Annotated in this window: 10 protein-coding genes; 1 reads left to right on the forward strand and 9 read right to left on the reverse strand. The window is 42.7% G+C overall.

What is annotated here, in order from left to right:
• Positions 1–2: 2 nt before the first annotated feature.
• From HPE56_RS09865 to HPE56_RS09875, 3 genes are all read right to left on the reverse strand, one after another.
• Positions 3–1,346, reverse strand: a complete 1,344-nt coding sequence (locus HPE56_RS09865; protein ID WP_188243612.1) for a nucleotide sugar dehydrogenase — start codon at positions 1,344–1,346, stop codon at positions 3–5.
• A 122-nt stretch (positions 1,347–1,468) separates the two neighbouring features.
• The gene (locus HPE56_RS09870; protein WP_188243613.1) at positions 1,469–2,782 is read right to left on the reverse strand and encodes an MraY family glycosyltransferase; all 1,314 of its coding nucleotides are present in this window, start codon (positions 2,780–2,782) and stop codon (positions 1,469–1,471) included.
• Between the two features lie 326 nt (positions 2,783–3,108).
• Positions 3,109–5,202 carry an alpha-L-fucosidase gene (locus HPE56_RS09875; protein WP_188243614.1) on the reverse strand — a complete coding sequence of 698 codons (2,094 nt, stop codon included), beginning with the start codon at positions 5,200–5,202 and terminating at the stop codon, positions 3,109–3,111.
• A 253-nt stretch (positions 5,203–5,455) separates the two neighbouring features.
• Between HPE56_RS09875 and HPE56_RS09880 the strand changes: the two genes are divergently transcribed.
• Positions 5,456–6,829: an exonuclease domain-containing protein gene (locus HPE56_RS09880; protein ID WP_188243615.1), complete on the forward strand. Its 1,374-nt coding sequence runs from the start codon at positions 5,456–5,458 to the stop codon at positions 6,827–6,829.
• A 373-nt stretch (positions 6,830–7,202) separates the two neighbouring features.
• Here HPE56_RS09880 and HPE56_RS09885 read toward each other — a convergent pair whose 3' ends face one another.
• The 6 genes from HPE56_RS09885 to HPE56_RS09905 all read right to left on the reverse strand — a co-directional run bounded on the left by HPE56_RS09885 (position 7,203) and on the right by HPE56_RS09905 (position 13,332).
• Positions 7,203–7,385, reverse strand: a complete 183-nt coding sequence (locus tag HPE56_RS09885) for a hypothetical protein (RefSeq protein WP_188243616.1) — start codon at positions 7,383–7,385, stop codon at positions 7,203–7,205.
• A gap of 158 nt (positions 7,386–7,543) precedes the next feature.
• Positions 7,544–7,675, reverse strand: a complete 132-nt coding sequence (locus HPE56_RS20460; RefSeq protein WP_262890270.1) for a hypothetical protein — start codon at positions 7,673–7,675, stop codon at positions 7,544–7,546.
• A 108-nt stretch (positions 7,676–7,783) separates the two neighbouring features.
• Positions 7,784–7,990, reverse strand: a complete 207-nt coding sequence (locus HPE56_RS09890; protein WP_188243617.1) for a YgaP family membrane protein — start codon at positions 7,988–7,990, stop codon at positions 7,784–7,786.
• A gap of 110 nt (positions 7,991–8,100) precedes the next feature.
• Positions 8,101–9,510, reverse strand: coding sequence for an MBL fold metallo-hydrolase (locus HPE56_RS09895; RefSeq protein WP_188243618.1), 1,410 nt, complete (start codon positions 9,508–9,510; stop codon positions 8,101–8,103).
• 63 nt (positions 9,511–9,573) lie between these two features.
• A complete protein-coding gene (locus HPE56_RS09900; protein ID WP_188243619.1) occupies positions 9,574–11,298 on the reverse strand; it encodes a SulP family inorganic anion transporter in 1,725 nt (574 codons plus the stop codon).
• Between the two features lie 219 nt (positions 11,299–11,517).
• Positions 11,518–13,332: a hypothetical protein gene (locus HPE56_RS09905; RefSeq protein WP_223170266.1), complete on the reverse strand. Its 1,815-nt coding sequence runs from the start codon at positions 13,330–13,332 to the stop codon at positions 11,518–11,520.
• Between the last annotated feature and the right edge of the window lie 111 nt (positions 13,333–13,443).

Raw genomic sequence — 13,443 nt, forward strand, 5'->3', positions numbered from 1 at the left:
CCTTATAATTTACCATCTACCTTATTCCTTAAAACACCTTTTACATCGTACACCACAGTGTCCTTGTTTTTTAAGGGTTCTAGATCCAAATCCATAAATTGTTTATGGGCCACAGCGAGGATTATGGCATCGAATTGCCCATCCGGCACATTTTGGGTGGTAACCAGCCCATATTCGCGGCTCACTTCTTCGGGTTTTGCCCATGGATCATAAATGGTTACCACGGTATCAAAATCACGTAATTGCGCTACCACATCCACCACCTTCGTATTTCTTACATCGGGGCAATTTTCCTTAAAAGTAATGCCCAACACCAATATCTTGGAACCTTTTACTTTTTTATCGGCCTTGACCAATAGTTTAATAACCTCATGGGCTACATGTCCCCCCATGGAATCGTTTATTCGTCTACCTGCCAAAATTATTTCTGGATGATAGCCCAACTCCTGTGCCTTTTGCGCCAAATAATACGGATCCACACCAATACAATGCCCCCCTACAAGCCCGGGTTTAAAGGGTAGGAAATTCCATTTCGTCCCAGCCGCTTCCAAGACATCTTGAGTGTTTATGCCCATTAAGTTGAATATTTTGGCCAGTTCATTCACAAAGGCTATGTTGATATCCCGCTGTGAATTTTCAATTACCTTGGATGCTTCAGCAACCTTTATACTCGGTGCCAAATGGGTTCCTGCGGTTATTACCGATTTATACAAGCCATCAACGAGTTCACCTATTTCAGGCGTTGAGCCTGCGGTTACCTTTAAGATTTTATCCACCGTATGTTCCTTGTCCCCTGGGTTTATCCTCTCCGGGGAATAGCCAGCAAAAAAATCCTTATTATACGTAAGTCCAGAAACCTCTTTCAATACGGGCACACATTCTTCTTCCGTTACCCCAGGGTACACCGTGGATTCGTAAATAACCACATCGCCTTTCTTTAAGACCTTCCCCACCGTTTTGCTTGCTTGATATAGGGGGGTTAAATTGGGGCGGTTATTTTTATCCACTGGGGTTGGAACGGTAACGATATAAATGTTACAGTCCGCAATATCTTCAACATTTGAGGAGCAATACAACCCAATTCCATTATGAGGATTTTCATCCATAGCGGGCTGGGCAGTAGCCCCAACCACTTCAGCAACCATCTCGCCCTTTAGGGATGGAACAAGAACTTTCCTAAGCACTTCATCCGAAATCTCCAAGGTGCTGTCATGGCCATTATTCAACTGTGTTATCCTATCGACATTGATATCGAAGCCTACCACGGGATATTGGGTTGCAAAAAGTCTGGCCAATGGCAGCCCAACGTAACCTAACCCTATAATACCTATTTTAAATTGTGCCATATCAGAATATTGTGTATTGTAACTTTTCCGCATTTAAGAACGAACCAAAAAACCAATGATCATGCTTCTATCATATCCTGTACATCCATACCTTATACACCTGTTAATGAAGGGCAATGCCTTTAATTCGCCACCCTCTTTATCGGAATTTTGGGCTTTTCGGATTTTTTGATTTCGACGATGCCTTCTTCCCCCAACCGTATTTTCTTTGTCGCTATTTCCTTAGCAACCATCCCAGTTTCCTTAGGGCCCATAAAAACAGGTTTTAGTGTTTCCATACCACTAGTTCTAGTCTCTTGCCCCTCCCCTATTATTTTGCCTTGTTGGGTTTCCACTATTTTACCCACGATGTGCTTTTCAAAAAACCTTGAAAACGGTAAGAGGTAAACCAATGACCCGACCAAAACACTGATAAAGAGTTGCACATTAATGTACAGATCACCCATAAGCAGCACTAACTCGATAAGCAACACATTACTCACCGCGATATATATCGTCGCCTGAACATGGGAAAGTCCGACATCCAATAGGCGGTGATGGATATGGTTACGGTCGGCAACAAAAGGACTGCGCCCTTTGCGAATCCTTAGGATAAAAACACGTAAGGTATCGAACAACGGAAACGACATGACGGCCATAAGTAAAACCGGGGATTTAGCGAATACAAAAGACGTGCCCGCACTCTCGTTCATGCCCAAAAACCCGATCCCCAGATAGGTCAGCAGAAAACCGATAAACAAGGATCCCGAATCGCCCATGAACAATTTTTGCGTCTTGGAAAAATTAAACCCTAAAAACCCGATGATGGCCCCGGTCAAGGCAAAGGAAACCATGGCCAAAAAGAGTGCTTCGTTCAAGGCAAAGAACACCCCGAAAAACAGACTTGCCACGATACCGGTGACACCCGCCAAACCATCGATACCATCGATAAGGTTATAGGCATTGACCATCAATAAAAAGACAAAAAAGGTAAAACCGACCGAAACCCAATAAGGCAGTTCCCCGATCCCCAAAAGTCCCTCAAAATCTTGAATCCGAAGATCCGTGGCAAAAATGACGATCCCAGCCGCTATAAACTGGCCTATGAATTTTTTCCTTGGGGAAAGTAACACCAGGTCATCCTTGATCCCTAGGAACAACAGGATGATTGTAGCCCCCAAAACCGAAAGGAGCTTGACCAATTCGGGCCTTCCCAGCCCAACGCTAATTGCAAATAGGATCATGGTCAACGAAAATGCCAGGAACAAACCCACACCACCCAAATTGGGCACTTCATGGGTGTGCGACCGCCGCCCTTCCGGCACATCGACCAGCCCTTTGGTCTGGGAAACATAAATGATTACGGGATACATACGGATGCTTAACACCCAGGCTACAAAAGCAACCGCGGAAACAATGAAAAAAGTGTTCGAAAACAACGCTTCGATGTGGAACATAAGGGTACTTTTTTATACTTTTTAGCCAATTATCCACAGCATCCGCGACGTCAACAAAATCGGTTGAAAAAATACGCATCGAATGTATTCCATATAACTAGATTAACTCGTTTTAATCGACGAAAGGCATTAAAATGGGATAAACGTAAATAGGCCTATTCCTCTTCCTCAAACCTAAGACATTACCAGCACATTTCATTACGGAAATCCGTAATTACCCTGTTTTTATTTTTATATGAGGGTCATCACTTCCCTTTACGCTATTAGTTGAAAGAACCTGTTTTAGGAAGTACTTTTTTTTATACCAAAAAGAATTAGGGTCCACCTTATTTCACCGTGACCACCCCAACCTCGGCAAAAGACGTCTGATAATCATGCCCGGCCACTTTAATACCCCTTAGTTTGATATATCTACCCTGGGTAGGCTTGAACATTACTTTTTGTTCCGTACGATGGTTGACTATATTCGGGAATTCACCGCGAACAACCCTTTTCCAACTTCTGTTATCGGGACTCACATAAAACTCAAAATTGGTAATGATGCCAAAAGGATAACGTTGTTGTATGGGCCAATAAGTGAACCCTTTTAGATTGTAGGTCTTACCGAGGTCAATGATGACCTCCTGAATGGTAGAAACCCCATCGTCCGTCGCCCAGTATGTAATGGGATCGTCATCAAAGGCTTTGTACGCCTCGAACATATTCCCTGTGGTCGTATATACGATATTCCAATTCGATTTTGCGATATCGTACTCCTTCCTGGACACTTCGGTCCTGGCCTTGGTTTTGGAATCATAGGCGAAGTACTTGACGGTAGTGGGTTTGCTTACCCGAAATGGCTTTTTGTATTTGTTGGAGGAGATCGTAGGTTCCCTCCCATCCAGGGTATAATAGATTTCAACCTCCTCATCAGGGACCGTAAGACTTACCATCCCTTCCCGTGATCTTTTGATAACCGGGGGCGTCAATAAATTGGGAGCCCTATACAAGGCTATGTTCGAAAGGGCTATCGGTCCTTTTGCATCCATGATCTGTACCTTGATCTTATCCGCCTCAACGGTTTTGAACCTAAGGATACGCTTGTATCCTATGGTCGTCTGACCATCGATTTCGTGCCATTTGCCATCGATTTCTGCCGATACGATAAAATTCTTGATGCGTTGGCCCAAGGGAATATATTCCTGTAATAGGATACGGTTTACCTTCGTTGGGACATTGAATTCCAAAATGATCGAAGCCCTGGAGACCCCATCATTGGTCGCCCAATAGGTCTCCGGATTCCCATCGTTTACATTGGCGGCCTTATATTCGCTTTTATCACCCCGTTCATCGGTGGCCGTCAATTTGATTCCTTGGGCAAGTTCGGTGCCAAATTCCAGATCCAACCGCCGGCGAAAATCAATTAAGACCTCAACTTCGCTTTCATGTATCAATCCGCGCTTGTCTACCGGTAGGTTCAATAATAAGGAGGTGTTTCTTCCCACGGAATTGTAATAGATATCCAACAATTGGGGCAAGGTCTTTACCTGATGATCCTCGGCAGGATGATAGTACCACCCCGGACGCATGGAAACATCAGCCTCTGCGGGCAACCAATGTGTGCCATCCTCATGGCCAGAACGCAATTCCATATAGCGGGGCCAACCGGGATACATTCCATCCCTACGCATAATACTCCAATTGGTTTCTTCGGCCCAACCCTGCTCGTTGCCTACCCAACGTACATCCGGGCCTCCATCACTGAAAATCATGGCATTCGGTTGCAATTCACGTACAATGGCCACAGTCTTATCCCAGGCATAATACGTTTTATTATCGACCTTACGCACCTCATTGGCACCGCCATAATATCCTAATCCCCCATTGGCACCATCGAACCAAACCTCAAAGACCTCTCCGTAATTGGTCAATAGTTCCCGAAGTTGTTCGTGAAAAACATCTATATATTCCAGCTTGCCGTAAGTGCTATGGTTCCTATCCCAAGGGGAAAGGTATACCCCGAATTTTAGTCCGTATTCCTTACAGGCTTCCGAAAGATCCTTGAGTACATCGCCCTTGCCATCCTTCCAAGGCGAATTCTTGACGGAGTGCTCCGTGGTCTTGGTAGGCCAAAGACAAAACCCATCATGATGTTTGGCGGTAAGGATAATACCCTTCATACCGGCCTCCTTTACGACCTTGGCCCATTGCCGGGTATCCAATTCCGATGGATCGAACTGCTTAGGGGATTCACCCCCTGTACCCCACTCCATATTGGTAAAGGTATTCATGTTGAAATGGACAAAGGCATAATATTCCAACCCGTGCCAAGCCAATTGCCGTTCCGAAGGTAGAGGTCCTATAGATTCCGGTGATTCTATTTCATTGCAGGACTGGGCACAGACAAAGAGCGATAAAACCAATATTCTAAACCGTACCATATTCCCTGAAATATCTTGTGTAATCCGCCCCTACGTTATTCAACAAATGCTAAAACCAAATTTTCACATACCTAGGGAAGGCACTATTATGATTTCAATGTAATAAATTAATGTGAATTTTACACTTATAAAAGTCCATAATCCAATTCCCTTTGCCTTTTGGCTATAAGGAAATCCTAAAAACACAGGGGAACACTTCCCAATTGAAAACTTTGCCATAACTTTAATGTTCCAATTCTAATTAGCACATTATTTGTACACGATAGTCGATATAGAGACCACAGGAAACGGTATCAAAGGAAACAAAATCACTGAAATCTCCATTTTTAAGTATGATGGCCATAAGGTAGTGGATGAATTTACCTCCTTGGTCAATCCCGAATGTGAAATTCCGTATTTCATTACCGGGTTAACGGGCATTGACAATGATATGGTCCGTAATGCGCCTACATTGGACAAGATCGCCGATAAGATTCTCGAAATAACGGACGAAACCATTTTCGTGGCCCATAGTGTGGGGTTTGACTACAATGTGATAAAGAATGAATTCAGCTCCCTTGGGATCGACTTTGTACGAAAAAAACTATGCACGGTGCGCTTATCGCGAAAGCTCATTCCCGGATACAACTCCTACAGCCTCGGCAAACTATGTTCCGCCTTGAACATTCCCTTGACCGACAGGCATAGGGCCAGGGGTGATGCCCATGCCACTACCCTCTTATTCCATAAATTGTTGCGTACCGATGGGGCAGAGAGCGTTTTTAAAACCTTTCTGAATGCCCGGTCCCAAGAGACCACCCTTCCCCCTTCATTACCTAAAAGCATTTATGATGAATTGCCCACCACTCCGGGGATCTATTATTTTAAAAACGCCAAAGGCAAGATCATTTATATCGGTAAGGCCATAAACATTAAAAAAAGGGTTTTGAGCCATTTCTACGACAAGGCCACCAAAGAAATACAAATGTGTGCGGAAACGGCGGATATTGACCATGAACTCGCAGGCAGTGACCTTGTTGCCCTTTTGATGGAGTCGGCGGCCATAAAACACCACTACCCGCAATACAACCGTTCGCAAAAGAGAAACATACAACGGTATGGCATCTTCACCTATGAGGACCGCAATGGCATTCTTCATATGGCTTTCAATAAGATTAAACTGACGCCAGACCCCATTACCATTTTTTACAATACCACGGATTGCCGCTTGTATTTGGAAGAGCTATGCAAGACCTTTTCCCTATGCGCGAAATTCTGTCATTTACAGGAAAACGTGGCTACCTGCTCGCACTATCGTATAAAGAAATGCGATGGTATTTGTAGCGGTGACGAAAGCGTAGAGGATTACAATAGTAAAGTGAAAGAGGCCGTGGCCCATGCACGCCATAAGGAGGAAAGTCTGATGCTAATTGAAAAAGGACGGAATTTTGGTGAACATGCCTTCGTGATGATCAAAAACGGCATCTATTCGGGGTATGGATTTGTGGACAAGGACATCCAAATCAACACTACCGAAGACTTGGAAGCTTTCCTAATACCCCAAAAAAGCACCTTGGAAAGTGAGCGTATCGTTAAATCATACCTTATACGAAATCCACAAAAACTACAGGTATTGCCGGCTACCTAGGGATTAACCCCAAAAGTTGGGTGTGAGTTAGAAAAAGAAAGCATAAAATAGGCCGGGAAACCATTTGACTAGCTTTTTGACCCGAATAGGGCTATGATTTAAAAGGCTGACATTCTTTTTAAGGTCAGCCTGTCATTCCGAATGAGGCACGAAGAGGAATCGCACTAGCATAGGAGTATGGGATTTCCCGTGCTCGTACCTCGCTCTGTCGAAATGACAAGGTCTTATGCGTAAACACAACAATTAGTCATGATTTCCACCTAGGATAGATACAGTATCTAATCGTCCAATTTGTTGTACATACGGATGACAAAGATCATCCATATCACAAAAAAGACAGTAACGATAATAGAGTAAATGAGGATGAACTCCATTACTTCTTATATTTAAGATAGTTCATAAAGCCCAAAATAGTTGGAGCCCAAAAAGCAATGAAAATAGCATCCAACTTATCCCCTGTAAGAAAGATTATCTCCGAAACTATGATTATTGATAGAACGACGAGCAACATTATGAAGTTCATAACACCGATGCGCTCAATAAAATTTTTCATCATCACAAGTGTATTACAGCAATCAATATAGCCAATAAAAATATATTAGCGTAATATAAATTACCTAAAACCAAAGAAAATAAGGTTGTAGGATGTACTATACAACCGTCAAAAAACTTAAGAGAAAAATCTATCCAGGATTCACAAATACAGACAAAATCTTAGTTTTTGTCCTTTTTTCCACTATTCATGAATATCAAGAGCGTAACGACCAAACCTATTACCACAGCGCCAAAAACGCCGATCATAATAATTCCGTTACTCCAGTTTACCAAGGGTAGTATCAATGCCATACTATTCTGTTTTAAATCAAGATATTGTAAATATAACAGTCCATAGCAGCACAAAATATGATAAAAATCAGCTAATTACAAATTGGACGATTCCAAAAAAGTAGAAGTTTACTTTTTTCTACGGCAGGTATCCACTCCGAAAATACCGTACAATGGACAAAAGCCCACCAAACTTGTCAGCACAAAAACCGAGGCAAGCGCCAATAATATATAGGATACAGTACCATCTACCACACCAAAATAAACCAAAAGTCCTGCTATTAGGGCCAAAATTACCCGAACCAATTTGTCGATACCTCCCATATTTTTTTTCATATTATTCAGTTTAAAGTCACTACATATTCTATGGTCAATACGACCACAGAAATTATAGCGACACATAACATACATGCCATTGCAATCCTTATTCCCTTGGGTATATTCATTTATAACGTGGTTGGACACACATAATCCGTGACTTTGATACCTGATTCCTTAATGGCCGAAAAACCTTCAGCTATATCAATAATATTATGGATACCCCTACTTTTCAGTATCGATCCCGCAATGACAGAGCGATAACCCCCTGCACAATGCAGTAAAAAGGTACGGTCTTTTGGGAATTCCGCCAAATGTTGGTTCAATAATTCGAGTGGGGCATTAATGGCATTTACCACATGTTCCGATCCGTATTCACTCTCTTTGCGAACATCAAATACGGGTACTTCATTCGCGTTGATCATTTCACTTACCTCGTGTGCCGTAACTGCGGTTATCGTATCATAATCCTTGCCTTCATCCTTCCAAGCTTCGAATCCCCCTTTCAAATATCCAAGGGTACCATCAAAACCTACCCGTGATAAACGAATAACGGCCTCCTTTTCCTTACCCAAAGGGGCGACCAATAGTATAGGCTGTTTCACATCGGCGATCAAAGCGCCTACCCAAGGTGCAAAATCACCATTCAAACCAATGAAAATGGAACGCGGAATATGTCCCTTTACAAATTCATCCTGATGTCTAACATCCAAGACCAGTGCACCGGTTCCGTTGGCGGCTAGTTCAAAGGCATCCGGGGTCAAAGCGCTATTGCCACGTTCGAGCACATCCCCAATATCCTCATAGCCTTCCTTATTCATCTTTACATTCAAAGGAAAGTATTTTGGTGGGGGCATCAGTCCTGCTGTCACTTCCTCCACAAACTCCGCCTTGGTCATATCGGCACGCAGGGCGTAATTCATTTTTTTCTGGTTCCCCAAGGTATCCACGGTTTCCTTCATCATATTCTTACCACAGGCCGAACCTGCGCCGTGGGCCGGGTAAACGATAATATCATCTGCCAATGTCATTATTTTGGTCCTAAGACTGTCGAACAAAATACCTGCCAAATCCTCTTGGGTCATATCAGCGGCCTTCTGTGCAAGATCTGGGCGACCAACATCACCTAAGAACAGGGTATCCCCAGAAAAGATGGCATGATCCTTTCCGTCTTTATCCCTTAAAAGATACGTAGTACTTTCCATCGTATGCCCGGGGGTGTGAAGCACCTTAATCGTAAGGTCCCCAATTTTAAATTCCTGGTTATCCTCGGCTATAATAGCATCAAAGGAAGGGTTTGCCAAGGGTCCGTAAACAATAGATGCCCCGGTATTCTTGGCCAAGGTTACATGGCCACTGACAAAATCGGCATGGAAATGGGTCTCGAAAATGTACTTGATTTTCGCATTATCGGCCTTTGCCCGCTGCATATAGGGTTCTACTTCCCGTAATGGATCAATAATCGCAGCTTCCCCATTACTCTCAATATAATATGCCCCTTGGGCCAAACAACCCGTATATATCTGTTCTATTTTCATTTTTTCTTTCAAAATACGCTCAAAAATAAGGTTTTATCCTTCCCTATTTTGTAACATAGGTTACTATCGGGTTTTCCTTTGATGCGCAATTTTTCGATCGGTATCCTGAATACTTTCTGGATTATCAAAACAGGCCACCGCCTCTTTAGTCCTTACAAAAAGGAAATCCTTACCCAATACCTCGGCAATGCCACTATTGAAAATGATATCCCGAGTAGGACCAATGGCACCTGCAATATAGAACCGTATATCCCGATTGTGCAATTCCTCAATTACTGAGATCAACATATTCGCTGCGGTGGAATCGATGTAATTTATGGGTTCCGCATTTAAGATAATCCCTTTTAGTGTCTCCCCTTTGGCATTGACTTCCGCCAACAAATGTTGCTTGAAAAAATTCTTGTTCCCGAAATACAATTGCGAATCGAAACGAACGATAAGCAGGTCGTCCCTTTGTTCGATATCTTCCCCGAACCGATTGATATTTTTGTAATACTCCGACCCCCGAACCTTTCCCAAAACGGCAAAATGGGGTTTTGAAGTACGGTATACCATCAACAGCAAAGAAATGAGCACCCCTATAAGCACCCCCTCCTTGATACCCACAAAGAGGGTAATCAAAAAAGTAAGCATCAAAATAATATATTCATCCTTCCGATATTTAAGTAGTGTTTTGGGATACTCAAAATCTATCAGGCCAAATACCGAAACCATGATGATACTTGCCAGTACCGCATTGGGCAAATAATAGAACAAAGGCGTTAAAAACAAAAGGGTCACTACGACCATAATAACACTGAACAAAGCAAAACCCTTGGTTTTACCTCCAGCATCACTACTGATGGCGGAGCGGGAAAAACTAGCCGTAATGGGATAGGCCTGAAAAAACGAACCGACTATATTCGATGTACCCAAAGCAACAAGTTCCCGATTGGCATCTATGTTGTCTTCCTTGATTTTTTCTTCCATGGATTTCCCTATTGATATCGTCTCAAGATATCCGATCAAGGCCAAGGTCAAGGCTATAGGCCATAGATCCATGCCCTTTTTTAAATCAAAATCGGGGAACTGGAAATTAGGCAGTCCTTGTGGAATATCCCCAACAACCCGAACACCGTATTGTTCAAGATCCAATACATAAACGGCCAAGACACCCAATACGACCACAACCAATATCGACGGTATTTTTCTATTCCATTTTTTCAGTAACACAATTATAAAAATCCCAAGGATCCCAATAGCGAAATCATAGGGATTGGTATCCCCTACCTTTTCCAAGGCGTATACGACCAACTCATGCATTTTACTGCTTTTTTCGATATCGACACCCAGCAGATGCCTTAATTGACTAAGGATTATAATGCATGCGGCCCCAGAGGTGAAACCACTGATTACGGGCTTGGACAAAAAATTGACCAAAAAGCCCATTCTCAAAAACCCCAGTAACAATTGGATCGACCCGACCATAAAGGCCAGAAAGATGGCCATGGCGATATAGTTTTCGATGCCCGTTATGGCCAAAGTACCCAAACCGGCAGCCACCAAGAGGGAATCCATAGCGACGGGACCTATGGCCAATTGCCGGGAAGTTCCCAAAAACATATACACCAAAACTGGAAATACCGATGCATACAGACCGTATACAGGTGGGAGTCCGGCTACCATGGCATAGGCCATGCCCTGTGGTACGAGAATGACACCCACTGTAAGTCCGGCAATCAAGTCCTTTAACAGATAGCTTTTTTTGTAGTTAAAAATCCAATCTACAAATGGTAAAAACTTTTGCATTGTCCAAAATTAAACAAATCGCCCAGTATTACTGAAAAATTATTCCATCAGTAAAAACCACATCTGGGAATATCGCCTAAATATCCCTATGGTAAGACCGCTATATGACCCAATGGAAAACCGATTCCTTTAGGCCGTACATCACGAAATCGCCCTATGGAAACCGCGAATTAGTCAACAATCAAACAAGTGCAACCCGAAATACAGTACATGAACCCGCTAGGCCATTTCCTTCATTTCCACCAATTTTCGTATTTCAAGTGATAACAGCTGTAATCGCTCTTGACAATTATCCAATTCAGCAAAAATCTTGTCCTTTGAATCCTTAAAGGCTTCCGTTGAGGAATCGAACATTGATTCGTAGTACGCTATACCCTGATTAAGGTTCTTGACGAAAGTGGTAAAATAATTCTCCTGTTTTTTATTGGCAATCGCTTTGACCTCATCAATTTTTCCTTTCAGGTAATCGATATAGATCGATAGTTCCTTAACGAACATATTCGGACGTATACCATCGGCAATCACATTGGTCCTTCCATAAATATGATCTGTCATCTCCTTGAGGCTCATCAGTTTTGAAAAATAAGCCATATTGGGACCGGGACAGACCGAAACCCCTTCACCCTCAACCTTATGGTCTATTTGATTGACCATTAGGGCCGATGCACTCAAACCTACGCAGATACAGGATTTTTCAACGATTTTATCAAATTGTTGTTGATATGATTCTTTGGGCAAGTCCTGCGCATCCAATTCCTTCAATTTCAGACGTTGGTACTGTCTTGAAGCTACACAGATATCCTTTTCGGTAAACTCGTGGTTTAGGGATAAATATTGGCGTGGGCACGAACTTCCCGGTCTTCCCTTGGCTATCAATGCATCTTTTTCCAAATCCTTGGTATTTCCCCTAAGGCTATTGAAAGGAACCCCTAAAGGTGATATATTACTCAAATACAAATCTTCTTCCTTGGCTTGCACCAATTTTTCCAAGGTAACCTTATCGACCGTTGTGACCTCGGGTACCAAAAGAAAGGGAGTACCCCAACCTACGGAATCCAGCTCATAGGTATCGAGAAGGAATTGATGCTCCTCTGCCGTACCTACACCCCCTTGGGCCGTAACCTTAAGCGGTAAGGCTGTCTGGGGAACTATGCGATCCTTATTTTTCAAGGCCTGAACAAGGACTTCATGGGTCGATGAAATAAGTTCATCCCTTTTTTCCTTGAATTCCTGCAATATGGGGCCTAGCAAATAGCCATCACTGGCAAAGGCGTGACCCCCACAATTCAATCCTGACTCGATACGGTATTCAGATACCCAAAGCCCTTTTTTAGCCAAGAACTTCCCTTGGATCATGGCTGAGCGGAAATCACTTACCTTTAAGATGATCTTCTTTTTCATTTCCCCATTTTCATTGGGGTAGAAATCCTCAAAACGCTCCATGTACCCATATAACCTAGGGTTCATACCCGCGGAAAGGATTACCGAGGACTGTAGGTCACTTTCCGCAAACCCCCTTAGTGCGGCATGGGCATCATTATACTCGGAAGGCAATTTTTCGCCATTCCAATAATTTGCCTTATCCACTTTGGTCATGATATTCACATCGATGCTACCTAGGGACAAATGGTCCTTGATCCAATTCCCGGCCTCACTGATATGCATTTTTTCGGTAAGGTTCTTAAACTCTTTTTTTAAAGAATTCCCATCGGGCAACATACTGATGTATTGTTTCAACTCATTGCCTTTGTTAATGGTCGTATTTTTTAATTCCTCGAATTTCTGCTCTGTCAGGTTATTGATCAGATTGAGGTAAGAGGTTATGCGTTTGGCCCTAAAATCCTCTATTTTATCCGTAATTTCCTTATAGGGTATTTCATGTAGTTCGCAGTACATTTTCCTCAATTTCTCAAGAAGTACATCATCGACAATGGAAATAACCGAATCGATACCATATTGGGCTACTTTCAAAGGAGTATCTACCGTAAATCCTATGCCCATTACAGGAATATGGAAAGAATGTGCTTTTTTCATAAATTCATTGATTGTTAGATTGAACGGGAATCAAAACCCGTCTATGGCATCCATAAAAATCGCCAAAAAGGAAACAAATTTAATTAGTGAAAATGAAAAAAAACATGATAA

This window comes from Maribacter aquimaris (genome assembly GCF_014596745.1).
Lineage (GTDB): Bacteria > Bacteroidota > Bacteroidia > Flavobacteriales > Flavobacteriaceae > Maribacter_A > Maribacter_A aquimaris.